Source organism: Pseudomonas sp. R151218B TE3479, from assembly GCF_053629195.1.
Genome location: NZ_JBRJHV010000001.1, coordinates 223066 through 247997, shown reverse-complemented (window position 1 = coordinate 247997; position 24932 = coordinate 223066). Strand labels below are relative to the sequence as shown.

The 24932-nt window shown below is 59.3% G+C and carries 20 protein-coding genes, 1 other RNA gene and 1 pseudogene; 10 read left to right on the top strand and 12 right to left on the bottom strand.

Annotated features, from left to right (window positions below):
- Window positions 1-91 precede the first annotated feature (91 nt).
- The 5 genes from AB7M32_RS01150 to AB7M32_RS01130 are packed head-to-tail and all read left to right on the top strand — an operon-like array spanning window position 92 to window position 4107.
- Window positions 92-1126: an ion channel gene (locus AB7M32_RS01150; RefSeq protein WP_158457512.1), complete on the top strand. Its 1035-nt coding sequence runs from the start codon at window positions 92-94 to the stop codon at window positions 1124-1126.
- Window positions 1113-1769 (top strand): DUF2491 family protein, encoded by a 657-nt coding sequence (locus tag AB7M32_RS01145; protein ID WP_454248869.1) that lies wholly within the window; start codon window positions 1113-1115, stop codon window positions 1767-1769. The genes AB7M32_RS01150 and AB7M32_RS01145 overlap by 14 nt, the downstream gene beginning before the upstream one ends.
- Before the next feature lie 15 nt (window positions 1770-1784).
- Window positions 1785-2213, top strand: a complete 429-nt coding sequence (locus AB7M32_RS01140) for a DUF350 domain-containing protein (RefSeq protein ID WP_060740436.1) — start codon at window positions 1785-1787, stop codon at window positions 2211-2213.
- A gap of 19 nt (window positions 2214-2232) precedes the next feature.
- Window positions 2233-2937, top strand: coding sequence for a DUF1190 domain-containing protein (locus AB7M32_RS01135; RefSeq protein ID WP_123343977.1), 705 nt, complete (start codon window positions 2233-2235; stop codon window positions 2935-2937).
- A 12-nt stretch (window positions 2938-2949) separates the two neighbouring features.
- Window positions 2950-4107 (top strand): glutathionylspermidine synthase family protein, encoded by a 1158-nt coding sequence (locus tag AB7M32_RS01130; RefSeq protein ID WP_454248868.1) that lies wholly within the window; start codon window positions 2950-2952, stop codon window positions 4105-4107.
- 314 nt (window positions 4108-4421) lie between these two features.
- Here the strand turns inward: AB7M32_RS01130 and AB7M32_RS01125 are convergent, their stop codons facing one another.
- The 6 genes from AB7M32_RS01125 to AB7M32_RS01100 all read right to left on the bottom strand — a co-directional run bounded on the left by AB7M32_RS01125 (window position 4422) and on the right by AB7M32_RS01100 (window position 10358).
- Window positions 4422-5354, bottom strand: coding sequence for a phosphatidate cytidylyltransferase (locus AB7M32_RS01125; protein ID WP_454248867.1), 933 nt, complete (start codon window positions 5352-5354; stop codon window positions 4422-4424).
- Between the two features lies 1 nt (window position 5355).
- Window positions 5356-5976 carry a lysophospholipid acyltransferase family protein gene (locus AB7M32_RS01120; RefSeq protein WP_158457517.1) on the bottom strand — a complete coding sequence of 207 codons (621 nt, stop codon included), beginning with the start codon at window positions 5974-5976 and terminating at the stop codon, window positions 5356-5358.
- Window positions 5977-6177: 201 nt separating this feature from the next.
- Window positions 6178-6633 (bottom strand): hypothetical protein, encoded by a 456-nt coding sequence (locus AB7M32_RS01115; protein WP_454248866.1) that lies wholly within the window; start codon window positions 6631-6633, stop codon window positions 6178-6180.
- Window positions 6623-7966, bottom strand: a complete 1344-nt coding sequence (locus AB7M32_RS01110; RefSeq protein WP_454248865.1) for a phosphatase PAP2/dual specificity phosphatase family protein — start codon at window positions 7964-7966, stop codon at window positions 6623-6625. Before AB7M32_RS01110 ends, AB7M32_RS01115 begins: the two co-directional genes overlap by 11 nt.
- Window positions 7966-9723 (bottom strand): bifunctional alpha/beta hydrolase/class I SAM-dependent methyltransferase, encoded by a 1758-nt coding sequence (locus tag AB7M32_RS01105; RefSeq protein WP_092172855.1) that lies wholly within the window; start codon window positions 9721-9723, stop codon window positions 7966-7968. The genes AB7M32_RS01110 and AB7M32_RS01105 overlap by 1 nt, the downstream gene beginning before the upstream one ends.
- Before the next feature lie 11 nt (window positions 9724-9734).
- Entirely contained in the window at window positions 9735-10358 is a 624-nt protein-coding gene (locus AB7M32_RS01100) for a CDP-alcohol phosphatidyltransferase family protein (RefSeq protein ID WP_092204510.1), read from the bottom strand.
- 383 nt (window positions 10359-10741) lie between these two features.
- On the opposite strand from AB7M32_RS01100, the gene AB7M32_RS01095 reads away from it, so the two are divergent.
- The 5 genes and pseudogenes from AB7M32_RS01095 to AB7M32_RS01075 all read left to right on the top strand — a co-directional run bounded on the left by AB7M32_RS01095 (window position 10742) and on the right by AB7M32_RS01075 (window position 19101).
- Window positions 10742-15601 carry an RHS repeat-associated core domain-containing protein gene (locus AB7M32_RS01095; RefSeq protein WP_454248864.1) on the top strand — a complete coding sequence of 1620 codons (4860 nt, stop codon included), beginning with the start codon at window positions 10742-10744 and terminating at the stop codon, window positions 15599-15601.
- Window positions 15598-15993, top strand: a complete 396-nt coding sequence (locus tag AB7M32_RS01090) for a hypothetical protein (RefSeq protein WP_454248863.1) — start codon at window positions 15598-15600, stop codon at window positions 15991-15993. Before AB7M32_RS01095 ends, AB7M32_RS01090 begins: the two co-directional genes overlap by 4 nt.
- Before the next feature lie 184 nt (window positions 15994-16177).
- A pseudogene (locus AB7M32_RS01085) lies at window positions 16178-16387 on the top strand (aldehyde dehydrogenase family protein); the annotation flags it as partial.
- A 478-nt stretch (window positions 16388-16865) separates the two neighbouring features.
- A complete protein-coding gene (locus AB7M32_RS01080) occupies window positions 16866-18140 on the top strand; it encodes a glycoside hydrolase family 68 protein (protein ID WP_454248862.1) in 1275 nt (424 codons plus the stop codon).
- Between the two features lie 601 nt (window positions 18141-18741).
- Window positions 18742-19101, top strand: a complete 360-nt coding sequence (locus AB7M32_RS01075; RefSeq protein ID WP_454248861.1) for a DUF6124 family protein — start codon at window positions 18742-18744, stop codon at window positions 19099-19101.
- A gap of 400 nt (window positions 19102-19501) precedes the next feature.
- Here the strand turns inward: AB7M32_RS01075 and AB7M32_RS01070 are convergent.
- The 6 genes from AB7M32_RS01070 to ppa form a co-directional block, all read right to left on the bottom strand.
- Window positions 19502-19570, bottom strand: an RNA gene (locus tag AB7M32_RS01070) — hammerhead ribozyme type II.
- Between the two features lie 90 nt (window positions 19571-19660).
- The gene (locus tag AB7M32_RS01065; protein ID WP_454248860.1) at window positions 19661-21532 is read right to left on the bottom strand and encodes a DNA/RNA helicase domain-containing protein; all 1872 of its coding nucleotides are present in this window, start codon (window positions 21530-21532) and stop codon (window positions 19661-19663) included.
- Between the two features lie 24 nt (window positions 21533-21556).
- Window positions 21557-21940, bottom strand: a complete 384-nt coding sequence (locus AB7M32_RS01060; RefSeq protein ID WP_454248859.1) for a nucleotide pyrophosphohydrolase — start codon at window positions 21938-21940, stop codon at window positions 21557-21559.
- Window positions 21941-22068: 128 nt separating this feature from the next.
- Window positions 22069-22836, bottom strand: a complete 768-nt coding sequence (locus AB7M32_RS01055; protein ID WP_454248858.1) for an HNH endonuclease — start codon at window positions 22834-22836, stop codon at window positions 22069-22071.
- Between the two features lie 564 nt (window positions 22837-23400).
- Window positions 23401-24132: a LexA family transcriptional regulator gene (locus tag AB7M32_RS01050; RefSeq protein WP_207280675.1), complete on the bottom strand. Its 732-nt coding sequence runs from the start codon at window positions 24130-24132 to the stop codon at window positions 23401-23403.
- A gap of 194 nt (window positions 24133-24326) precedes the next feature.
- On the bottom strand, window positions 24327-24854 hold the full coding sequence (gene ppa / locus AB7M32_RS01045) for an inorganic diphosphatase (RefSeq protein WP_053151827.1): 528 nt from the start codon (window positions 24852-24854) through the stop codon (window positions 24327-24329).
- Between the last annotated feature and the right edge of the window lie 78 nt (window positions 24855-24932).

The window sequence follows — 24932 nt, the reverse complement described above, 5'->3', positions numbered from 1 at the left end:
GGTTTAATGCTGTCCGGCCACTACGCTCAAGCATTCACATGCCAGAGCGATGATCCCGCCAGGAACGAAGCCCCACGGAGTCAGGGACGAAATGTCGATTTTCCTTTTGTTGCGCACCTACGCTTCGTCCTTCTTCCATCGGTTCGGTTGGGCGGGCCTGGCCATTGCGTTGGGCGTGCACCTGTCCACGGCCTGGATCGGCCTGGTGCTGCTGGGCGAGCAACACCTCATCGCCGCCGCCACGTTTATCTACTTCTATCTCACCACCACGCTCACCGTCGGCTATGGCGACCTGTTGCCACAGACATCCGCCGGGCGAATTTTCGTGGCTATCTGGGTCATGCTCGGGGGCATCGCGCTGCTGACGGCAGCCATCGGCAAAACCACCAGCAGCGTCATCGATGTTTGGAGAAAAGGCATGAAGGGTAAAGGCGATTTCACCGGCAAGGTCGGCCACACGGTTCTCATCGGCTGGGAGGGCGCTTCCAGCGAACGGGTCATCGAACTGCTGCTGCAGGACGAAACCTCCAATGACAACCTGATCGTCATCTGCGATTGCGATCTTGAAGAAAACCCCATGCCCGGCAAGACGTCGTTCATCAAGGGCGACAGCCTGTCCTCCGTCGCACTGCTGCAGCGTGCTGGCGTGCCGGGTGCCGAACGCGTCCTGGTGCGCACCCATTCCGATGACCTGACCCTGGCCACCGTGCTGGCGGTCAATCAGTTGGGGCCTGCCGGGCATGTGGTCGCCCACTTCAATGACAGCGAAATCGCCGCCCTCGCCAGCGCCTATGCCCCAAGCCTGGAATGCACCTCCAGCATGGCCATCGAAATGCTGGTGCGGGCCTCCCAGGACCCGGGCTCGTCAGTGGTCATCAATGAGTTGCTCTGTGTGGGCGAAGGCGCCACCCAGTACCTGATGAAACTGCCCGAGGCGTTTGAAGCGACGTTCGGCGAGCTCTACACCCGAATGAAAGAGCAGCACAACGCTACGCTGATCGGCTACCGCGCCCAGGGCGCCCGACACCCGGCGATCAACCCGCCCGGCGCTACGCGCGTCGTGGGCGGAGAACTCTTCTACATCGCCTCCACGCGACTCAAGGAAATTTCCCATGGGGTGGTTTAAACAGTTGATGGGCCTTCAGGCCCCGAACACGACAGCCAGCCAGGGCGCCCCCGTCATCGGGCCGTTGGGCCTGGCCTCCGGCAAGCAGGTCATGTTCGATACCACGCTCAAGTTGTTGCTCGACGGCAACAGCACCGTGGTCATCCCCGGTTCCCAGCAGATCTGGAGCCTGGGCATCGTCGATCTCGGGCAGTCGAACTGGCTGTCGCGCTGCTACATGAACGACGAAGACTACTGGCTGCAAGTGCACACCAGCGGCGACATCGCCGGGCAGGTCGAGTCGGTGATCCTGTTCAACTACCTCAGCTACGTCACCATCAACAGCGAAGCGGAGTTACGCCGCCTGGCCGGCCCTGAAAGCCTGATCGGCCTGCCGACCTACACCCACGACGGCGTCGAGTACACCCGCGAATGGGGCACCGAGGCGGGCCAGACAGAATTGGTGACGTTGAGCGAGCGCGTGAGCAATCCAGATGAGTCCTACAGCGTCGAGCACCGTTCGATGCTGTACGCCCGCGACACCGGCCTGACGGACCGCCGGGAGTTCCTGTTGTTCTCCGTCGAAGAGGACGCCGAAGGCACCGTCAGCCTGAGCACTTCGCTGGGTATTTCGCTGTACACCACTGACCTGAACACTCTTTGAATAAGGAAGAAGTCCATGCTTGAAGCGCTCTCCATTTCCCTGAACAAGGCCGCCGTGTTCGGCTTCGCCCTGTACATCCTCGGCGCCGCCGTGCTGTTCGCGCTGTTTCAGTTCATCTACATCCATGTCACGCCGCACAAAGAGTTCGAACTGATCCGCTCGGGCAACGTGGCAGCGGCGATCGCCCTGAGCGGTGCCCTCATCGGTTTCGCCATTCCGGCCAGCAACGTGATTGCCTACTCGATCAGCATGCTCGATTTCGTCGTCTGGACGGTGATCGCCGCTGTCGTTCAGTTGCTGGCGTTCCTGGTGACCAGCCTGGTGCTCAAGGGCGCTTCGGCGCGCATCAAGCAGGGTGAAATCGCCGCCGGTATCTACATCGCCGCCGTGGCCATCAGCGTCGGCCTGTTGAACGCCGCGTGCATGACGCCTTCCACGAACTGATTGCGCCACGGAGAACCCGATGAAACGAAGCAAGTACGTCCAGCTTTCGCTGGCCGCGTCGGTCGCCATGGCGATATCCGGTTGCGGGCCGACGGAAAAAACCTACGAGTTGAAAAAGAAGTACAACTTCCAGTCCGTGCAGCAATGTGTCGATGAAAAGCTGCCGGTAGACATTTGTGCTGACGCCTACATGACCGCCATGACGGAGCATCGCCGCATTGCGCCGGTGTACGACAACCAGGCCGATTGCGATGCCGACTTCGTTCCCGATTGGTGCCAGCAGGACTCCGCCGGCAAGTTCATCCCCAAACTGGGTGGTTTCGAGCTGAGTGCCGAGGGCGAGGTCACGCAGTCCGAAGTGGACGCGGCCAAGGCCCAATTGCCGGCCTCGGAAGCGATGAGTACCGGTGGAGGTTTCAGCAACCTGCTGACCGGATTGCTGATCGGCAACATGCTGAGCAGCAACCGCAACAGCTATTTCTCCGAGCCGGTCTACCGCTACCGTGATGATCGTGGCAGCTTCGGCTCCTCCACGCTCAGCCAGCGGGTGTCGACAGGCTCGACGTTCACCAAGTCCAACCAGGCGCGATACGGCAGCTACACCGACTCCATCAAGTCCAGCAGCAAGCCGATGTCCGTTGCCTCATCCACCTCCCGTGGCGGCTTCGGCAGCAAGTCCAGCGCCCGCAGCGGTTGGGGCGGTTCGAGCAGCTCCGGCGGTTGAGGAACCAGCGCCATGAAGAAGATCCATTGCGCAGAGCGTCCTGACTGGAAGCAGACCGCCGAGCAGCTCGGCTTTCTGTTCCACACCATCGACGACGAACCCTATTGGGACGAAAGCGCGTACTACCAGTTCACCCTCAAGCAAATCGAGGACGATCTGGAAGACCCGACCACCGAGATCCATGACATGTGCATGGACCTGGTGGCCCGCGTGGTCCAGAGCGAAGAATTGCTGGAGCGCCTGAGCATTCCTGCGCCGTTCTTCGACCTGGTGCGCACTTCATGGCTTGAAGGCCACCCGCACCTGTATGGGCGCATGGATTTCTCCTACAACGGCTGCGGCCCGGCCAAGCTGTTGGAACTCAACTACGACACGCCGACCAGCCTCTACGAAGCGGCGGCGTTCCAGTGGGGGTGGCTGGAGCAATGCATCGAGCGCGGCACGCTGCCGGCCCATGCCGACCAGTTCAACAGCATCGACACCAAGCTGCACCAGGCCTTCGCTCAGTTGCAGCTCACCCAGCCGTTCTATTTCGCCTCGATGAAAGGCTCGGTGGAAGACAAGGGCACCACGGACTACTTGCGCCTGATCGCGGAAAAAGTCGGCATCGAGTCGCGGCACATCGATATCGAAGACATCGGCCTCAACAGTGACGGGCGTTTCGTCGACCTGCAAGAGCGCTGGATTCCACACCTGTTCAAGCTGCATGCCTGGGAGTTCATCTTCCACGAGCCTTTTGGTGCGGCGATTGCCCAGTGTGATACGCAGTTTTTCGAGCCGGCCTGGAAGTCGATCATCTCGAACAAAGGCATCCTGCCGCTGCTGTGGGAATTCAACAAAGGCCACCCGAACCTGCTCGCGGCCCACCTGGATACCGACACCAGCAAAGCCGTGCCCAAGGGCTGGGTGCGCAAGCCGTTCTTTTCCCGGGAAGGCGCCAACATCGAGTTGCAGACCGCTGATGGCTTGATTGTAAAAGAAGACGGCCCCTACACCGACGCGCCGTTCATCCTTCAGGAATTCGCGCCGCTGCCGAAGTTTGACGACAGCTACACCCTGATCGGCTCCTGGGTCATTGGCGACCAGGCGGCCGGCATTGGCGTGCGGGAAGACAACAGCTTGATCACCAAGGATTCCAGCCGGTTCCTGCCGCATCTGATCCTCGACTGACCGCCCTGCACACCAACCCCCTGTGGGAGCGAGCTTGCTCGCGATGGCGATGGATCAGCTGACATCGATGTTGACTGACCCGACGCCATCGCGAGCAAGCTCGCTCCCACAGGTTCAGGTGTTCAGCCAGGCATCTCATCGTCTGCCTTGAGTGAAGTCGTCCAGAGCTGTGTGCCAGTGGATCAGGCACCGCCCCCCTGTGGGAGCGAGCTTGCTCGCGATGACGGTGGATCAGCCGACATGGATGTTGACTGACCTGACGCTATCGCGAGCAAGCTCGCTCCCACAGGTTTAGGTGTTTGTCGCAGGCTTTTTCAGGTCCACCAGTACCGCACCAGGTGGAAGAAGATCGGCGCGGCGAAGCACACCGAGTCCAGGCGGTCGAGCATGCCGCCGTGGCCTTCGATCATGTGGCCCCAGTCCTTGACGCCGCGGTCGCGTTTGATCGCCGACATGACGATGCCGCCGGCAAAGCCCAGCAGGTTGATCAGCAAGGCGATGAGGAACGACTGCCACGGATTGAACGGCGTGATCCACCACAGCGCGCCACCGATCAGCGAGGCCAGGAAAATACCGCCGACAAAGCCTTCGACGGTTTTCGAGGGCGACAGGTTTGGCGCGATCTTGTGTTTGCCGAACAGCTTGCCGCACACGTACTGCAGCACATCCGACAGCTGCACCACGATCACCAGATAGGCGATCAGCAACAGGTTGCGCCCTTCGAAACCGGCGATGTCCAGGGTCAGCAGGGCAGGCACGAACGAGATGCAGAACACCGCGATCATCAAGCCCCACTGGACCTTGGAAGCACGCTCGAGGAAGTGTGTGCTATCGCCGCCCAGGGACGCCAGGATCGGCAGCAGCAGGAACACATACACCGGGATGAAGATCGAAAACAGCCCGTACCAGTCGTAGTAGATCAACAGGTATTGCAGCGGCAACGCCAGGTAGAACGCTGCCACCAGGGCCGGGTAGTCACTGCGCCGGGTTGGTGTCAGGGTCAGGAATTCCCGCAGGGCGTAGAACGACACTGCGTAGAACAACAGGATGACCGCCGCGTTGCCGAGCCAGAACGCCACGCCGATCACCAGCACCATGATCCACCAGGCGTTGATTCGCGCATTGAGGTTTTCAATGACCGAATTCGGCGCGCCGCGGGTTTTCAGCTTGAGAATGAAACCGATCAGCGAAGCCAGCACCAGGATGGCGCCAATCCCGCCAAACAACATCAGGGTATATCGATCCATGTCAGACGTGCTCCGGGGCCAGTGCCAGCAGCGCGGCGCGGCTGCGTTCAAGGAATTGCTCTTTGCTTTCGCCTTCTTCGATGCACAGCGGCGCGCCGAAACTGGTGGTGCACAACAGCGGCAGCGGCAGGACTCGGCCCTTGGGCATGACGCGGTTGAGGTTGGCGATCCATACCGGGATCACTTCGACCTCGGGATGAGCCTTCATCAAGTGATAGATCCCGCTCTTGAAGGGCAACAGGCCTTCCTCCGGATTGCGCGTACCCTCGGGGAAGATGATCAGCGAGTCGCCGTTTTCCAGCGCATCGAGCATCGGCTGCAATGGGCTGTAGGAAGGATCCTTGCGCTCGCGGTCCACCAGCACGCCGTTGAACACCCGGTTGATGATGTAGCGACGCACCGGGCTGGTTTGCCAATAGTCGGCCCCCGCCACCGGGCGGGTGAGCTTGCGCAGCGCCGGCGGCAGCGAGGCCCAGAGCAACACGAAGTCACCGTGGCTGCTGTGGTTGGCGAAGTAGATCCGTTGCACCGGCGTCGGCGCGCAGCCGAGCCACAGGCTGCGAGCGCCGGTGACCATGCGAGCGGCGGAGGTGATGAGGTTGGCGACCACGGGTTCGAACATGAAGATTCCTTGTCCTGAGAAGTTCGGGTAGTGACGCAATCGTTAACAGCTGACCATAACTGTGGCGAGAGAGCTTGCTCCCGCGGGGCTGCGCAGCAGCCCCCAAGAGGCTGAACACAATTCATCTGATACACCACAGTGCCTGGTTTTGGGGCTGCTTCGCAGCCCAGCGGGAGCAAGCTCCCTCGCCACAAAAACTATCTAGATACTTGAAGCTAGCCAGGGGCTGGCCAGGATGAAGCCCAGCACCAAGACGACTTGTACGGCCAATAATCGTGACTGCCGACGCAGCAACAACAATGCGCCATGCCGGCGTTCGGTCCAGAGGCGACCGGCACGTGTGGCCGGTTGCAGGCCCAGGGAGATGAGGGCTTGATCCAACGTGTAGGTGCGCTCGGCCAGGGATTGGCTGCTGTCAGCCATGCGCTGGAACAGGTCGGCGTCAAACGCCACGCGCAGTGCCCAGTATTTTTCCAGCACGCCGAGCACCAGTAGCGCCGTACTCAACAGCAGCAACCACGGATCGATGAGACCCACCAGCCACTGCCCCAACCCCAGCAGCGCCCCAAGCAGCGTCAGCCCGGTGGACAGCTGGTCCAGCGAGTGACCCCGGCGCAACAGGCTTGCCACGGTGTGGAGCTCCATATCACTGATCATGGACGTGCCCCTGTGCCATGGATAATTGCTCCAGCGCCCGACGATGCGCAGCATGCAAAACGATACGCGGTCGGGCGCGCTGGATTTGCACGATCGCCGCATCGACGTTCGCCGCCCGGCCGCTGTGCAGCAGCCAGGCCACCACCGCCGTGGCGCTGCGCGAATAACCCAAGGCGCAACAGACCAGCACCGGCCCGTGCTGGCGCAGGCTTTCGATAGCTTCTGCCGCGTTCAGGCATTGTTTGGCGGTCGGCGCCGTCAGGTCGAGCACCGGCAATGAGCGATAGGCGACGCCCGTGCTGTCCATGGACAGTTCCGCGCAGAGGTCGAGCACGCCGGTAAACGCACTGTCCTTCAATTCCATCGGCGTGGGGACTCGCCCCAGCCAGACGTTATCCGCCACCTGGTCCGGCTGCGGATGCTTGCGCGTCCAACAGCGAGAATTGATCCATGCCCCTACCAGATAAGGCGCCAGCAACCAGCGCGCTGCCGGACTCAAGCGACCATCGGCACGCTTCTGGAAACCGTCGGCACCGAACACCAGGTAATTCAGCGCCACCATGAGCATCGCGACCGCCGGCCAGATCAGCCAGAGCCACGCGCCGCCCAAGGCAAACGCCGGAATGAACAGCGCCGCGGCGCCCAGGCCATAACGCAAGGCCAAGCGCCGACGGGCAGGATCGGCCGCCAGACGCGCGGTCAGCAGCGGACTCGGCCGATCCAACGGCCACAACCAGACGCACAGCCAACCGGCCAACGCGCCCGTGGGCAGGTCAATGAAGTGATGTTGATACGTGGTCAGCACCGAGACGCCGATCAACGCGAACCAACCGTGCATCACCCAACGCCAGACCCCCTGCAAATGCCGCTGATAGCAGACCCAAAGGATGACCAGCAAGGCAATGTGCAGTGACGGCGCCTGGTTGAACGGCTTGTCGAAACCCGCCAGCACCTCGAACAACCAACCGAACACGCCATCCATCTCTGGCCGGGGGAAGGTGAAGCGCAACGGCCAGAGCAGGAAGCAACTGACCGCAATCACCTGAGCCGTGAGCAGGCGCAAGGCGTGGCGCTTGAGTTCGTCGCGGCTGGTGGGCAATAGCAAGGACAGGCCGTACAACAGATCGATCGACCAGTAAGGCACGATGGTCCAGGCCATGAACGGCATGTGGCTTTCCCAGGCGAACACCAGCGTGCCGACGTCGTCACGCTGGGAGGTAACCCAGGTGGCGAAGCCGTAGGTGGTGAAGAACAGCGGCGCCAGCAATAGCAGCCACAGCACCGCCGGTTTCAGCAGTGCGGGTTCGCGGGCCGGAGCGATGACGGCGCTCATTACTGCACTCGCTGCGCCAGGGAAACGCTGAAAATGCCCCATTCATCGACCCGCAGGGTGATCTTGCGGAAGCCCGCCGCCTCAACCAATTGATCCATTTCCGCTTGGGTACGTCGACGCATCACCCAGGCCTGACCGGCGCGGTGGCTGGTGAGGGCGCGGGCGATCAGTTCCAGCTGCGGGTGCCACGGCTGGCCGGTGTAGACCAGGAAACCACCAGGCTCCACGGCTTCGGCCAGGCCCGCGAGGGAGCCGCCGACCAGTTGGTTGTCGGCGAACAGCTCGTACAAGCCCGACACCACGGCGAGGGTCGGCTTGGGTTCCAGCGCCGCCAGGTCCTGGCGGTCGAAGGCATCGCCTTTGACGAACCGAGCGATATCGCCCAAGCCTTTTTCAACGATCAGCGCACTGCCATCGCGCACGTTGATGTCGCTGTAGTCGCGCAGCAGGATCGACTCGGGCAACGGGCTGACGCCTTGCAGGGCTTCGAGAATGTAGCGGCCATGGCCGGCGGCGATGTCGACGATGCGCACCTCGCGGTCCTGGGCGCGCAACTCGGCCATCGCCAGGCGCAGCAGCTCCTCGACGTTCAGCTTGCGCTGGCGAATGCCGCGCCAGCCGATGGAGTTCAGGTAGTTCTGGTCGATCATCTTGCCCAGCGCCGAGGTGCCGGTGGGGCGGTTGCGGTAGACGTAATCCAGGGTACTGCCGGAGTCGAACCCGGTGTCGAAGCCCAGCTTGACCCCGGCCGACAATTTGCTGCCAAAGCGCATGCTGGCGCGGGTCATGCGCCAGTACAGGTCGCGTAGCGAGTTGTGGGGCAGCGGTGTGGCCAGGGTTTCGGCTTCGGCACAGGTCGCGCCCAGGCGGTCGGCGTCCAGCAGGGAAGGGCGGTCCAGCGGTCGGGCGAAGTTTTGCAGGATGAAGCGGCGCGCACTGGCAACGGCGGGCGCACGGTTCTTCTCGCCGAGGGTGTCGTGGAAGAAGCCCGGCAGGATGTGCTTTTCCTTGTGCAGACTGCCCAGACGCTCGAAGAATTGCTCCTGGGGTTTGCGGTGTACCACGAAGTCCGAGCCGGAGATCAACAACTGCGTCGGCACCTGGATCGCCTGGGCATCGGCCACCACGCGGTCGGCGGCTTCGTACAGGCCCAGCAGCACGTTCACCGAAATGGCCTTGGTGATCAACGGATCGCTGTCGTAGGACGCCACCCGCTCCGGGTCATGGCTGAGGAACTTCGCCTTGACGTAGCTGTTGACGAAGAAATTGCCGCGGAACTTGCGCATCAGCGCCAGGCCCGGACGGGCGAACGGCACGTAGAGCTTGACCTTGAACGCCGGCGACGCCAGCACCAGCGAGCGAATGCGCGGCGCGTAGTCGTGGACCCAGGTGGACACGATCACCGCGCCGACGCTTTGTGCGACCACGGCGATGTTCGCTTCGTCGATCTGATGCGCCGATCCGATGTGATCGCAGAACGTCTGCACGTCCCGCGCACTGGTGGCGAAGCTCGGGCTGTCGCCCCGTTCGCCCGGCGACTGGCCATGGCCACGGGCGTCCCAGGCAAAGAAGTCGAACCCGGGCAGGTCCAGCTCATCCACCAGGTGCGCGATGCGCCCGGAGTGTTCATGACCACGATGAAACAACAACACAGCCTGGCGGGGTTCACCCGCTGCCGCGTCGACAGCCGGCCAGTGTTGGTAGAACAGTTCCACGCCATCGTGGGTGGTGAATGTCCGGTGTTGGGCTTCGCGCATTGCAAGTTCCTTTATGCTGAGGGAGCGTTTTCCTTCACCTGGTCCAGGCCATGACGCACCCGATTGACCAAGGTATAAACCAGCAGGGCGGCAACCACCGCCATCACACCATTTATCCAGAGCGCCCCGAGCCAACCCAGGGCAATACCGGTCGCCAACACGCCAAACACAAAGGCCCGGTCACTCTTGCCCATCGGCCCGTCATAGCGCCGCGAAGCCCCCACCATCGCCCCCAGCACACCGGCGTATTCGCTGAACAGCGCCAACAGCGTGACCAACAACACGAGCAGAAGACTGGTATCGGCAAACAAGGCAAAAGGCAGGATCAGGGCAACGTCGGCGATGATATCGCATAGCTCATTGAGGTAGGCGCCCAGATGCGATTGTTGACCAAACTCCCGCGCCAACATGCCATCCACCGCATTCAACGCCATGCGCAGGAACATCCAGACCGGAACCAGGACGAAAATCCACGGATGGCTGGCGAACCAGGCAATGACCGCCCCCACCAACACCGAGACGATACCCGCGAGCAGGGTGACCTGGTTGGCGGTGACACCGTTGTTGTAGAGGCGTTGAACCATGGGGCGCAGCAGGTTTTGAAAGGCAGGCTTGAGTTGGTAGATGGAGGGCATCGGGGGAAGATCTCGGCCGGTTGCGGGGCTGGGCTTATACAGATGCGAGATTACGATAGGTTGAGGGGTTGCTGGCGGGTATTTCTCGAGAATGCGCGCGGGTAGGCATCTATTCGCGCATTTATCTGCGCAAGACACCTCGCCACGACTCTCCTGTGGGAGCCGAGCTTGCTCGCGATGGCGGTCTATCAAACAAAAAACTCTTCAGTCGGCTGACCATCTGCATGCTCATGTCGTGGCATCTATAGCCATCGGCGGGGTTCGCACGCCAAGCGTTTGAATTTAGCGAATCGCCCTACATCCCTTGTCCCCTTCCACTGACTTAATTCCCCTGTCATCCCCGGCAGAGTCTCGCGTTCGTCCCCGCACCGCGAGATTCCTGCATGTTTGCCCCCGACAAGCTCCTGGCCCTGAACAACACCATCGGTTCTTTGGTGATGGCGGCCATGGACCCCGAGCAGCCGAATGTCGAGGCGGTTTTCCAGGACTTTCGAAACTGCCTGAACGACTACGACGCCTGGGCTGAAAGCTTTTGGGCCGGCTGGGCGCTGGACCTTGAACAGGTATTCAAGGTCGGCACCGAGGTGTCCCTGGCGGCGCCGAAGAATCTCGATCAACCCATCAGTGCCACGGTGATCGCGTGTCCGGCGAGTGGTCCGCTGACGCTGGTGCACATGTTCCAGGCGGCGCGTTTCGTGCCGATTGGCGACACACCGGTGATGCTGGAGCCGGTCATCGATGGCACGCCGGGGAAGGAAATTTTCGGCGAGCCGATCCATCACGTGATCGGCCCCAGCGGCATCCTGGAAGTGCCTGAGTGTTGGCGAGGCCAGCGTTATCGCATCACCTTTTTCCCCCATGTCACGGCCGATCACGTCAAGGCGCTGTATGCGTCTTACCAAGGGGTGATGGACGAACTTGAGGGCTGGCTGAAGGCCGAGTGGGACGAGTTTCAACCCCTGTGGGCGGAGTTTTCCGACGCCGGATTTCGCGAACGTTATGACCTGTTGCAGCAGGCCGATTGGCGCGGTTTTGAAAACGCCCTGCATCAGCTATGGGATGACGTTAAACAGGTTTTCGGGCTGCTGGCCGATCTGCAGGCCAACAGCGAAAAGCTCCTGGAATACCTGACCCAGGTTGAACTTGAGCAGTTACTGAAAACGTCATCCGAGGCCATCGCCAAAGGACTCATGGTGTTGAGTGACGAGCCGTTGCTCTTCGTTCACGTGGCCGCATTCACCAGTTGGCTGCGGATGTTGCCGCCTCAGTACATGGCCGAAGTCGTAGGTGAAATGCGCGCTTCGGTGCTGATCAATTTCCTGTTGATGCGCTTGACCGGCGCCCTGGGCATGGGCATGCGGATGAGCGGCAAGGTACTTGGCCAGCTCCGCTCGGAGCGGGCTCGCGAGTGGTTAACCGCATCAAGCCTCAGGCTGGCCCAACGCTCCACCGACCGGCTCGACCGGCATGCCGATGTGCTGAAGCCGTTGGTGGTCAGCGCCCAGCGCGCGCCCTTGAAGCCGACGCCTGTCGGACCTTTGCACATCACCCCTGAACACTCTGCGCCATTGTCTGTGAGCAATCCGGCCGCCGTGGCGCGGGAAAAGTCCCAGTCTTCTACCCGCCTGAGCAAACACGAACCCCACGACGACTCCCCGGCCCAATCGAAAAACCCCAACGGCGACAGCGCCGACACCGCGGCCCAGACCCAGACCAGCGGCTGCCCGGTGTCGATGGTCACCGGCGAAGAACTGCTGACCTTGGACGACGGCACCCTCGACGGGCGCTTGCCGTTCGTCTTCACCCGGCTGTACCGCACCAGCGCCGTCGCCCTGGACGTCGGCCTCGGACGCGGCTGGAGCCATGCCCTGGCCCATCGCCTGGAGCTCAAAGGCGAGCAGGTCACCTGGGTCGACCAGGAAAACCGCCGCACGATCTTTCCACTGCCCAACGCCCAGCGTCCGGCGATCCACAACAGCCTGGCCCGGGCGGCCATCTACCTGGGGGCCGCGCCGGACGAACTGATCATCGCCCAGCCCGGGGAAAACGCCCCGTTCCTGCACTTTCGCGACGGCCACCTGATCGCCCTCAGCGACCGCTACGACAACCGCCTGACCGTGCAGCGCAACATCCACGGCGACATCAGCCGCCTGGACAACGGCGCCGGGCGTTCCCTGCGCCTGCGTTACGAACAGCGCCACCTGGTCGCCGTCGATTACCAGAGCTTCCACCCGGCCCTCACCCTCGACGAAGCCTGGCGGACCGAACAGACGCTGGTGTCCTACCGCTACGACGGACGTTTCCGACTGATCGAAGCGACCAATGCCGCCGGTGAAAGCGAACGCTACGACTACGACGACCAGCACGTCATCCTCCAGCGGCAACTGGCCGGTGGGGCGAGCTTTTACTGGGAGTGGCAAGGCGTCGGGGCGGCGTCCCGCTGCGTGCGGCATTGGGCCTCCTTCGCGCAGATGGACAGCCGCTACACCTGGGGCGAGGACGGCAGCGTCACGGTCCGGCACCTGGATGGCAGCCAGGAGGTGTATGTCCACGACGACCGGGCGCGACTGGTGCGCAAGGTCGAGCCCGACGGCGGCGAGCACCTCAAGGCCTACGACGAACAGGGCCGCTTGATCGCCGAACAGGACCCGCTGGGGGCGGTCAGCGAATACCGCTACGACGACGTCGGACGGCTGGTGGCGCTGATTCCGCCGGACGAAGCGCCGACGTCCTACGAATACCGCAACGGTTTCCTGCACGCCCGCTCCCGCGGCAAGGCCGTGTGGACCTACCGCCGCAATGCCCGGGGCGATGTGATCGCGAGCATCGATCCCGACGGCCAGCGTACGGAATATGCCTACGACGCCCATGGGCAACTGCTGGCCAGGTATGACCCGGACGGTGGCGAACATCGTTTCACCTGGAGTCGCCTGGGCCAACTGACCGAAGAGGTCCTGCCCGACGGTGGTCGGCGGTGTTTTGCCTACGACGCCCTGGGGCGTTTGCTCAGCCGCCGGGACGAACACGGCGCCCTCACGCACTACCAATGGGATGCCGTCGGCCGCCTGCTGCAAGTCACCCTGCCCACCGGCGCCACCCGGGCCTGGAGCTACAACGCCTACGGCAAGGTCATCGCCGAGCGCGACGAGCAGGGCCGAACCACCCGCTACGAATACGCCGACGACCTGCACCTGGTCAGCCGCCGCCTGAACCCCGACGGCAGTGAGCTGAAGTACCGCTACGACTCGGCGCGGCTGTTGCTGACCGAGATCGAAAACGAATCCGGCGAACAATATCAGCTGGACTACACGCCCAACGGCTTGATCCGACAGCAAGTCGGCTTCGACGGCCAACGCACCGCCTACGCCTACGACCTCAACGGCCACTTGCTGGAAAAAACCGAGCACGGCGAAGACGGTTCGCAACGGGTCACCCGCTACCAGCGTGACGCCGCCGGGCGACTGCGAATCAAGACCTTGCCCGACGGCCAGGCCATCGAATACCGCTACGACGAACTGGGCCGGCTCGTCCACGTCGACGACGGCAGCGATCACCCGCTGGCCTTCGAATACGACGCCCAGGATCGGCTGGTCACGGAACACCAGGGCTGGGGCACCCTGCGTTATCGCTACGATGCCGGCGGGCGCCTCAACCACCTGCGCCTGCCGGACGACAGCCAGCTCGACTACCACCACGCCCCCGGTGGCGCGCTGACCGCCATCGACCTCAATGGCGCGCGCCTGACCGAACACCGCGTTGACGGCGGCCGCGAACGGCAACGTCAGCAGGGCCGGCTGCGCAGTGATTACACGTACGACGAACAGGGCCGCCTCAAGGCCCAGACTGTGTGGCAGAACCCCCAGCAGCAACTGTTCTGGCGCGACTATGCCTACAGCCCCCGAGGCAACCTCCAGACCCTTTCCGACCAGCGAAATCGCCGTAGCTACCAGTACGACCCGCTGGATCGCCTGACCCGCATCGACTTTTCCCACAGCGAACCGCCGGAACACTTCAGCCACGACCCGGCCGGCAACTTGCTGATGCAGGACCGCCCCGGCCCGACCACCCTCAAGGGCAACCGCCTGCTGAGGGAGGGCGACCGCCACTACGACTACGATGCCTTCGGCAACCTGATCCGCGAACGCCGCGGCCAGGCCCTGGTCAGCGCCTACCGCTACGACAGCCAACACCGCCTGATCGGCGTCACCGGCGCCGACGGCCGCGAAACGTCCTACCGCTACGACGCCTTCGGCCGACGTATCAGCAAGACCGTGGACGGCCTGGCCACGGAATTTTTCTGGCAGGGCGACCAGCTCGTCGCCGAAAACAGCCCGCGCCACCACCGCAGCTACGTCTACGAACCGGGCACCTTCCGCCCACTGGCCCTGCTCGACGGCGAAGGCCCCGACGCCCGCCCGTTCTACTACCACCTCGACCACCTGGGCACGCCCCAGGAACTGACCAACCCCGCCGGCCAGATCGTCTGGACGGCGCGCTACAACGGCTACGGCACACTCACCGAACTCACCCACGGCGGCGACGAACAGCTGGAACAACCGCTGCGCTTCCAAGGCCAATACTTCGACCCGGAAAGCGGCCTGCACTACAACCGGCACCGCTACTACAATCCCGAGACCGGCCGCTATTTGACGCCTGACCCGAGCAAGTTGGCGGGTGGGCTCAATGGGTATCGCTACACGGTGAACCCGACGGGGTGGGTGGATCCGCTGGGGTTGGTGGATTGTCCGGGGAAGGGTGGGTGTAGGCCGGCGGTTGGGGGGCAGGATCCGGCGGCGAAGGTAGCTGTTAGTCGAACAGAACCTAAGCTGCCTACTACTAAGAAAGAAGAGGATTTTCTGTACCGCGGTGATGAACGAGATCCAGAAGATGTTTTTGAAAATGGCTTTAAAAGCAAAGGTAAAAGCAAGGATCTATTTTTACACTCTTTGGATAGTGATTGGCCTCCTAGTTATTATATTAGTACCTCCTATTCACGAAATGTGGGGAAGAAGTTTGCCACCGGTGAGTACACGAGGATAGGGTACTTGTATACATTGCAAAAAATCCCAGGGCATGATCTACAAAAGGAACTGGGAGCTGCATATTTGTTCGGGGCTGAAAAAGAGATTGCAATTCCAGATCGTATAAGTAACGAGGATGTGCTTGGTGCAACCTTAATACTTGATAATGGAAAGGAGTTTGGTTACTCCATCCCTAACCCTAATAGGAGGATAAAAAAATGATTTCTAAGGTGGAGGTCTATATATCTAGGGGCGGAGAAAAAGAAAGCGCTTGCCTAGTGTGTGATTCTAAAAAAATCGCAATCACTTTCAGTGCGGCAAATGGTGTCGATAGAACATATGTAGGTAGAAATTTTTATGAGTGCTTTGCGAGTCTCCGGCGAGACAATCCAGATGTCACCTTTTTTTGTAAAGGTGCTAAGAAAAATGTTCATCCGTCCGGTATGGCGGCACAGATGTCGCTTGGGCTAAAAGCATATGAGCTGAGTATGGGGGGCACACCATCGCTCGATGATATTGTCTATATATTTGAATATGATGATAGTGACTTGGCTGGCGATCCAGATGAGCAAGGAGCTTTCTTTAAAGAATGGGTTGAGTCTCGTTTGATATAGCTGTGAACATGAGATGACAATTTTCTATCAACTCGGCTCATCACTGATCGGGTTTAGTCGCCCGTCGTTGCTGAGTCGCTCAAGCCTCCATCAGTCAGGTATCCCCATCCCTGGAGAATTCCAGGGGACAGACCACGATTAAGAGAGCTTGTCACCAGTCAATTCCTAATCGTGGTCTGTCCCCGGTATTCTCACCAATGACCTGTCCACGGCTATGAGTGCTGCACGACGCATCGAAGCCGGCGGCGTCATGATCAACGACTCCTCCGATTTCCGTTTCGATGCCATGCCGTTCGGGGGCTCCAAGTACGGCAGTCTGGGCAGGGAAGGGGTGCGGTTTGCGTATGAGGAAATGACCCAGCCGAAGGTGGTTTGTTTGAATACGTTGAGGTAACAGGTCAGGTCGTTGGCATCGGGCAGGTTTGGTCACCTGCCCGATGCTTTTCTGCACACCCCCACACAGCCACCGCATACCCTGTGGGAGCGAGCTTGCTCGCGATAGCGATACACCAGTCAGCATCAGAACCGCTGACTCCCCCGCCTTGTTGAGCTTTGCGCAGGACGCCAAAGCTCAGTTGACCAATCCCTCTATGCACTACTTCCGCCTGTTGCCAGTTACGCGAGCTTTCCACTGACTAGCGGCTCAGAGCACCGAGCGTGCCGGCAACGTCGTCGATCTTCCCGCGAACGAACTTCTGCAAACGCTCAAGGCTGAAACGTATCAGCATCAAGAAAAAACCAAATTATGCACAAATGCATTTTTTTGCTTGACCCGCATGCATAAGCCTCTATAAGGTGGCTTCACTGTATGCGCATCCAGTATTTCTCAAGCGTCATTTATTTGAATCCATTCATGGACGAGGTATTACCTTATGAAAACCACCACTGAAAAATTTGGTGTAACCCCCCATCAACCCAGCCTCTGGACCCGCGCTGATGCGCTGAAAGTCCGGGTGGACGATCCCACCACCACGCAGCCGCTGGTGAGCGCGGATTTCCCGGTACTGAACAACGACGTGTTCATCTGGGACACCATGCCCCTGCGCGACTTGGACGGTAACGTGACGTCCGTCGATGGCTGGTCGGTGATCTTCACCCTGACGGCCGATCGTCATCCAAACGACCCGGCGTACCTCGATGAGGACGGCAACTACGACATCCTCCGCGATTGGAACGATCGTCACGGTCGAGCAAAGATGTACTACTGGTTTTCTCGCACCGGCAAGAACTGGGAATTCGGTGGCCGCGTGATGGCCGAAGGCGTTTCGCCGACCGCTCGCGAATGGGCCGGCACCCCGATTCTGTTGAACGACCGAGGTGAAGTGGACCTGTATTACACCGCCGTCACCCCAGGCGCGACCATCGTCAAGGTGCGCGGTCGGGTAGTGACCACTGAACACGGTGTCAGCATGGTCGGCTTCGAGAAGGTCAAGCCGCTGTTCGAGGCCGACGGCAAGATGTACCAGACCGAAGCCCAAAACGCCTTCTGGGGTTTCCGCGACCCATGGCCTTTCCGCGACCCGAAAGATGGCAAGCTGTACATGCTGTTCGAGGGCAACGTGGCCGGTGAGCGTGGCTCGCACAAAGTGGGCGAGGCCGAAATCGGCGACGTGCCACCGGGTTATGAAGATGTCGGCAACTCGCGCTTCCAGACCGCCTGCGTTGGCATCGCCGTGGCCCGCGACGCGGACGGCGACGACTGGGAAATGTTGCCGCCCCTGCTGACGGCCGTGGGCGTCAACGACCAGACCGAGCGCCCGCACTTCGTGTTCCAGGATGGCAAGTACTACCTGTTCACGATCAGCCACACCTTCACCTATGCCGACGGCGTGACCGGGCCGGACGGCGTGTACGGTTTCGTCGCGGACTCGCTGTTCGGCCCCTACGTGCCGCTCAACGGTTCCGGCCTGGTGCTGGGCAACCCGTCCTCCCAGCCATTCCAGACCTACTCGCACTACGTGATGCCAAATGGCCTGGTGACCTCCTTCATCGACAGCGTACCGACCGACGAAACCGGCACGCAGATTCGTGTGGGTGGCACTGAGGCACCTACGGTGGGTTTGAAAATAAAAGGGCAGCAGACGTTTGTGGTGGCTGAGTACGACTATGGGTACATCCCGCCGATGCTTGACGTTACGCTTAAGTAACAGCAACACAGGGGTTTCAGGCAGCGGGTTTGAGGTCGATGACAAAACCGTTGTGGATATGATCGAGATATCCCGCCTGATTTATTGCGATGTTGCTCGCGAGCCCCTGGACAACGAGTAGTAACACCCTCTTCGCGACTGGCTGCAAGGATGCAGCCAGTCGCGAATGCATTTCCCTTCGACGTATGTACGCAAGCTCCTCTGTGGGAGCGAGCTTGCTCGCGATAGCGGTGCATCCGCAACATTCCGGCCAGCTGTTTATCGTGACTCCACGAGACTAGCCAAGACCGACATCGCCTTGCGCCATTGCCTACAACTACGCCAGAATCCGCCGGCTTGTGCGTCTTGGGTCTCCTAGGTAGTTTGAATCCGTCACTGCTCATCAGTGATCGGGTTTCGCAGCCCGGACTCTATAGGCGCACAACGTCACCTTCGAAAGCAGATCGCTCATGTCTGTGATTTCGTCAGAGGTGGCTGTGCGTGGGAGACCCTCGGGTCTGCCGGTCCCTAGAGTCCCGGTCTGCGAACCCGCGTACAGCTGCCACCCATCTTCGTTTCGCAGCGAAGGGAGGTAGCTCCGACAGACTCTAGGAGCTTTACCATGGTCAAAATTACACCGAACCCGCCAGCTACCGACGAAACCGTGTCTCGCGTTCAGTCTGCTCGTAACAAGAAGCTTGATGATGCTGCGAACCGGGCTTTGGATTTTTATCTGAAGCCTACGCCGAAGAAAGAAACGTCTGACAATCCCAACAGCATCTTTCGTATCGCGCCTGATGTTGATTCGGAATGTCTGCTTGCCAGTCTCAGTGAAAACCTCGCTGCGGCCAATGCCATGATCAATGATCTGGCGTTTGACCTTGAGGGATCGCGACGACGTGTTGCGATGGGGATTTTGCAGGTGATTGAGTTGAGCGAGCTGTTGGCTAATCGGGCTTTGGATATTGTTGAGGTGAGGTAGCAAGGGGTCGCGCTTACCCCTGGTATGAAAAAAGGTCTTGCATGGCAAGGCCTTTTTTGTCCCGTGAGCCGGAACGATGAACTCTCAGAGTTGTGCAGGGCCGTACCCTGTCGACCTTCGCCACGTCAAGTTCGGCTTGCTACCGTTACCCGATAAAGCGATTTCTCAGATTCCTTTTCGCTTGAATTTCACAAGCTCTTCAGCAGGCTTCGCCTGGAAGGGAGGTGGGCCTCCAGAGACGCGATGACGCGGCTCGTGAAGCGTTTTACGTATGCCATTACCTCGTGTATCGCCTTCTTGACCATATGGAAACCCTCCATTTTGAGATTTGATAGATGGGAGATGATTTCTGAAATTACAAAACCTGCAATGAAGCTCGTAGGACCTATAACCCCTAGAACAGCGCCCGCCATCATCAGTCTCAGGAGGCCACCTCTGAGAGACGCACCTGCTTGGGTGCGTTTCGGCGCGTCAATATTAACCAGCCCAGCAGACTTGGTCTATTACGGTGCCGTGATCCGCTGTTGGTAACGCAGGTCTGACGTCTTGACTCAGATCGTCAGTCGTTGCTGCACTCGGCAAGCCGGCTCTCAAAGTACTGTGCCGTCTCCCGATCAGTACAGTAGAGGTAGCACCCTTTCATCCCACGGGTCATCAGTGTTCGGTAGGTGTTTTTGATGATCAGATCCGTTTCTTTCTGCGCGAAATCAGGCCGCTCTTTCATCAGTTTCTTCCAACCGCGAATCGATTTGTCGTGTTTGTCACGCTTATGCGGCGATGTGAGTACTTGCCCGTCACGAACGATCAAATCTGGCCCGATGATCACGCCTATATAGTCGACTTCCAGTCCCTGGCAGGTGTGGATGCAACCAACCTGTTCAATGGAGTTTTCCGCAATGATCCACAAACTGCCGTCCTGATCCAGGTTCCATTGGCGCGCATAATCATCGCCGATCACGATATCTGACGCCTGGGGATCTTTTTTGCTGAGCCAAGGCCAGCAGTAACCCGCGACTACTCGAGCTTTGTTTCCGTGGTTTTTCTGCTCAATGGCAGCGTGCATTGCCTGCGGGGTGTCGAACACCTTGAACTCGTACTCGCTAGTATCGAGTAGCGGATTGGCGGTCGGTCGAATAGCCAATACATCATCCAGCCACGCAAGATAGCCATCAGAGCCGCTGCAGCGGAACTGGGAGGACAGTGTGTATTCCTCCACGGTTGCGCCTTTGGCTTTCGCAAAAGCGCGGATAGCCTGCTTGCTACCAATGTCGCTCAAGGTCACGCGCTGATCTTCGTCGATGAAGAAAATCGAGCATTTCGCAGAGTTGATCAGTTCCTTGATTTGGTTCTCACCTAGGTTCCCATAAAGGCCGCTTTTCTCGTTGAGCCTGTGAGCTTCGTCAACGATGAGTGCGTCGAACGTGTTGGGCTCGGTTTCGATAAACGCACCCGAGCCAGAAAAGAAATTAGAAAAATGACTACGTTTGATCGTACCGACCAGTTTGCTTTCGTAGACCTTGCGTGGAGCGGCGTTTTTCGAGACGTATTTGCTCAGCAACTTTAACCCGGTGAGTCTTACCAGCAAGTTAATTGCCAAAACGGTTTTTCCGGTCCCAGGGCCGCCCTCGATGATTAGCACCTTTGGCGCTGCTATGGACGCTTCACTCGCAGCAACCAGCGCGGACTCGAATATTTCCTTTTGGTCGTCAATCAATACGAACTCAGGCTTGCCTTTCATGAGCCCGCCAAGCGCCTCGGCTAACGCCTTGGATGGCCGAATTTTTCCGTTGGAGAGTTCGTAAAGAACCTCCTTATTATCGCCGTGAGTGATGTGTTTTTTCAGGAAGGTTCGTAGCTTGGTCAGTTCCTCGGGGCCTTTGAGGAACAATGGAGCTTTACTGGTATGGTCTTGGTAGTGAACGGAGTCGATGACGCCATCACTGACATAGTTATGCAGATAGGCACAGGGGCGAATTTCGATGCTTTTGTCATATACCGCTTCGTTGAAGCCTTCCAGCAGCGCTGCGTACGACCATACCTGGTAGGACGGGTGAATGGTTTCAACGAGACCGCCACCTAAGGCAGTTTTGACAATTGCGTCCTTGGTGGTTGCGCTCGCCTTGCTCCATTGCTTCAGCTCGATCAATACGGCTTTCTTGGCTTGGTTCTCATCACGACCTGTGAGCAAAAAGTCGATACGCTTCGAGGACTGAGGGATGTGCAGCTCAATAGCCAGGCCAGCGTTGCTAGGCAGGTCATCATCTCGAAGCACCTTGGCCATGTAGGTCAAGGATCCCTGCCACGACCTGATCTCTGATGGGCCCACTTTCTTACCGGTGGCCTCTTTGAAGTGCCGTAGGATCACTTCTTCAATGTCGTCGTTATCGTTGTCTTTCAGGAATTGCTGTTTGGTCGCCGCGTAAACGATCACAAGAGATCCTTAGAGCACTGAAGGTCAGAGTTGGTCGTACTTTTTGCTGGTGCTTTTGGCTTTGTCGACGGGGTATTTCTGGCCGTTCAGAGCAAGCTTGCTCGTTACCGCTTCGTTGAGATCGACGCCAAGCACGCTACTCAGGCGAACCAAGTACATGAGCACGTCGGCTAACTCGTCCTTCACGGATTGGGCGGTTGTCGGATGCTCAGCGGCAGCCAGTGAATCGGCTTCGTTCATCCATTGGAATACTTCGCACAGCTCGCCCACCTCGCCTGTCAGCGCTAGCAGAAGGTTTTTGGGGGAGTGGAATTGCTGCCAGTCCCGATCATCTGCAAAGCGCTGAAGGGACGCTGCAAGATTTCCCACGTCGATTAATTGTTTGGGTGTGCCATCTGCCTTGCTCACAGGCTTGCCTCTCGTTTGCCGCCAGAAACGTGACCAACAGCCACGTCAGAAATCTAGGGATGGATTGTAGGAGTTTTCTTTTGGCACAGTGGGCTTTTCACCGATTTGCCCTTGGCAGCCGAGCCAGTTCAGGCTGTGTTTTTGGCTGCTTGGTAGCGGTCCTTGACCTCGGCGACACTCAGCCACTTACGGCGTGAATGCACCACTCGATGGCAATTGGCACATAGCAATGCGAGGTCCGTGAGTTTGGTTTTATCGCCAGGTTGGAGCGTATGCAGTGGCTTAGTGTGGTGCACATCGATAACGCCTTCGACATCCGGGCCATATGTTTTGCTGAAGTTGAAGCTACAGGCTTCGCACTGGAGAACACCGTGCTTCTTGAGGGCTTCGTCCTTTTTTCGTTTTACGAGTTTTTTGTCCCTTTCCCGTACGCGGTGTACGCGGGTTAATACTTTTCCTTCTTCTGCTTCGAAGAAGCCCGGTTCTTCCTCCACACTTAGATCTATTGGCGTAGTAGAGGTGGTTCCCACGTTCGCCTTGATGGCTTCTACGACTTCGGCCAGACGCTCGGGGTTATTAGCAAACTCCAGCCAGACCAACTCCTCGTCCTTATTGCCTTTTGCAAGACCTATGCGACCCGTGTTGGTGTAGCTCGGATCCCAACGACGGAAATTGTTGAGCTTCATGTAAACGCCATTGGTGTTACGAAAACTCTGGTTCTTGCTCACGCCGGTGGCGTTGCCAATGAGATTGAGGCTCTGTGATAGGGCTCGGACTTCCGGATGGTTAACGCCAGGTAAGACATCGCGGTACAGCAGGTACAGGTTCAGGGCTAGGACGAGTTCGTCACGGCTCCAAGGCGGATTGGATTGATTGCTGGTAGGTGAAGAGGACATGGCGGGGGCTATCCGTAGGGTTCCCGTTTCGCTGTAGGACGCAGCGCAATATGTCGTCAGAATATTCTCTTCTGATGGCGTTTGGGAATCATACGGTGTTCGATGACCTTCGTTGTCGAGAACGGGGTGCTTACGAGCGACGTTGTTTGGTCATCAGGCGGGATTTTGGATGGGGGATGGATAAAGCTCAGACATTAAAAAGCCGGCTTATGGCCGGCTTCTCGTTGACTAACTCAGTTCGTTTTTGACAAACCTCACCAGCCTTCAAAACGTACATCCGGCTCTTGCGGCCGGCTGTGGGACTTGGTCAGAAAGTGATCTGCCTTGTCGGTGCGAGCCGGGGGCTCGCAAATGTGGGGCGGAGGATACTCGGGTTTTCGGCAGAATCCCAGTGGTAAGTGGTGTGGAATCATTGGGTTATCGCTGATCCAAGGGGAAAAGCGGGGGCTGCTTCGCAGCCCAGCGGGGATAAATCCCCTCGCCACAGATGTGCTCACCATTGAGGCTTCTAACCACTGAAGCCCAACCACTGGGCTTCGGTGGTTGTCTGCCCGTTCGGGAGGGTCAATCGCACACCGGCGGTCTCTGTTTGTTGAGGGTGGACCACCAGAACACCCAGCCGATCACCCGTATGTTCTGCGCCTCGATCTGTTCGGCGCTGAAGACTTCGTCCGGGTAGGCCGCGCTGTTGTGGCTGCGCAGGCGCAGTCGGTTGCCGGGGATGCGATGCAGGTATTTGATACGGAGCATGCCGTCGTGTTCGAGGGCGTAGATTTGGCCGTCGACGATTTGGGTCAGGCCGCGATCGATGGCGAGGGTGGAGCCGTCTTCGATGCGTTCGGCCATGCTGTCGCCGACCATGGTGAGGCAGATGGCGTCGCTGGGGTTTATTTCCAGGGTTTCGAGGTGGCTGCGGGGCAGGCGGATGGATTGGTCGGGGATTTCGACGATGTGGGTTTTGGTTTCGCCGGGGGCGATGGGGACTTCCTTATAGAAAGGCAGTTCGATGTCCGTGGGTTCCAGCACGCTGTAGACGCCATCGTTTTCGGCCGCCTCGTAGGTGGTGCCGGGGCCGAGGCCCAATGGGGTTTGCGGGCCTTCGCCGTGGGCGAGCCATTCCGGGCTGACGGTCAGCAGGCTGGCGATGGAGTGGATGCGCCCTGGCGGGATGCCACGGTTGAACCAGTTGTTCACGTGTTGGGATTTCACGCCGTATAACTTCGCGAAGTCGGCGGATCGGATATTCGCTTCTTTTAGAAGGGCTCGGAAGCGGTCGCCACTGGAAAGTATTTTCATAAACGGAAAGTTTAGGGGCGACTGTGTTTTCGGCAATAAACATGTCGTTCAAATATATAAGACGATCTTTCCGTTTTTGGGATTTGAAAGGCGCGGGCTAAACGTGGGTAAACGGTGTTAATACAAGTTCGTATTAGAAGCCATTAAGGCATAAAAAAACCCCGGGGCAAACCGGGGTTCTTTTCAAGTTTGTTTCAGCCTTTGTAGGCGGCAACCGACTTGGTGATCGCTTCGCGGGCGGCGTCTGCGCCGGCCCAGCCTTCGATCTTGACCCACTTGCCTTTTTCGAGGTCTTTGTAGTTCTCGAAGAAGTGTTCGATCTGCTGGATCAGCAGTGGTGGCAGGTCGGTGTATTCCTTCACGTCGACGTACAGTTGCGACAGTTTGTCGTGTGGCACTGCGATGACTTTGGCATCGCCGCCGCCGTCGTCGGTCATGTTCAGGATGCCGACTGGACGGGCGCGGATGACCGAGCCTGGGGCCACTGGGTATGGGGTCACGACCAGCACGTCGAGGGGGTCGCCGTCGTCGGCCAGGGTGTTAGGGATGTAACCGTAGTTGGCCGGGTAGAACATGGGGGTGGCCATGAAACGGTCAACGAACAGGCAGTCGCTGTCTTTGTCGATTTCGTATTTGATCGGGGCGTGGTTGGCCGGGATTTCGATCGCGACGTAGATGTCGTTCGGCAGGTCTTTGCCAGCCGGAATCTTGCTGTAGCTCATTGGGCGGTGCCCCCGTTAGTTGACCAAATGACTTGGTCGGATTGACCAAAAAGTGGCGGCGATTATAGGCATATTCGG

What these genes read in the sequence shown, in the direction of transcription:
- AB7M32_RS01150 (WP_158457512.1), top strand. Translation starts at nt 92, where the DNA reads ATGTCGATTTTCCTTTTGTTGCGCACCTACGCTTCGTCCTTCTTCCAT.
- AB7M32_RS01145 (WP_454248869.1), top strand. Translation starts at nt 1,113, where the DNA reads ATGGGGTGGTTTAAACAGTTGATGGGCCTTCAGGCCCCGAACACGACA.
- AB7M32_RS01140 (WP_060740436.1), top strand. Translation starts at nt 1,785, where the DNA reads ATGCTTGAAGCGCTCTCCATTTCCCTGAACAAGGCCGCCGTGTTCGGC.
- AB7M32_RS01135 (WP_123343977.1), top strand. Translation starts at nt 2,233, where the DNA reads ATGAAACGAAGCAAGTACGTCCAGCTTTCGCTGGCCGCGTCGGTCGCC.
- AB7M32_RS01130 (WP_454248868.1), top strand. Translation starts at nt 2,950, where the DNA reads ATGAAGAAGATCCATTGCGCAGAGCGTCCTGACTGGAAGCAGACCGCC.
- AB7M32_RS01125 (WP_454248867.1), bottom strand. Translation starts at nt 5,354, where the DNA reads ATGGATCGATATACCCTGATGTTGTTTGGCGGGATTGGCGCCATCCTG.
- AB7M32_RS01120 (WP_158457517.1), bottom strand. Translation starts at nt 5,976, where the DNA reads ATGTTCGAACCCGTGGTCGCCAACCTCATCACCTCCGCCGCTCGCATG.
- AB7M32_RS01115 (WP_454248866.1), bottom strand. Translation starts at nt 6,633, where the DNA reads ATGATCAGTGATATGGAGCTCCACACCGTGGCAAGCCTGTTGCGCCGG.
- AB7M32_RS01110 (WP_454248865.1), bottom strand. Translation starts at nt 7,966, where the DNA reads ATGAGCGCCGTCATCGCTCCGGCCCGCGAACCCGCACTGCTGAAACCG.
- AB7M32_RS01105 (WP_092172855.1), bottom strand. Translation starts at nt 9,723, where the DNA reads ATGCGCGAAGCCCAACACCGGACATTCACCACCCACGATGGCGTGGAA.
- AB7M32_RS01100 (WP_092204510.1), bottom strand. Translation starts at nt 10,358, where the DNA reads ATGCCCTCCATCTACCAACTCAAGCCTGCCTTTCAAAACCTGCTGCGC.
- AB7M32_RS01095 (WP_454248864.1), top strand. Translation starts at nt 10,742, where the DNA reads ATGTTTGCCCCCGACAAGCTCCTGGCCCTGAACAACACCATCGGTTCT.
- AB7M32_RS01090 (WP_454248863.1), top strand. Translation starts at nt 15,598, where the DNA reads ATGATTTCTAAGGTGGAGGTCTATATATCTAGGGGCGGAGAAAAAGAA.
- AB7M32_RS01080 (WP_454248862.1), top strand. Translation starts at nt 16,866, where the DNA reads ATGAAAACCACCACTGAAAAATTTGGTGTAACCCCCCATCAACCCAGC.
- AB7M32_RS01075 (WP_454248861.1), top strand. Translation starts at nt 18,742, where the DNA reads ATGGTCAAAATTACACCGAACCCGCCAGCTACCGACGAAACCGTGTCT.
- AB7M32_RS01055 (WP_454248858.1), bottom strand. Translation starts at nt 22,836, where the DNA reads ATGTCCTCTTCACCTACCAGCAATCAATCCAATCCGCCTTGGAGCCGT.
- AB7M32_RS01050 (WP_207280675.1), bottom strand. Translation starts at nt 24,132, where the DNA reads ATGAAAATACTTTCCAGTGGCGACCGCTTCCGAGCCCTTCTAAAAGAA.
- ppa (WP_053151827.1), bottom strand. Translation starts at nt 24,854, where the DNA reads ATGAGCTACAGCAAGATTCCGGCTGGCAAAGACCTGCCGAACGACATC.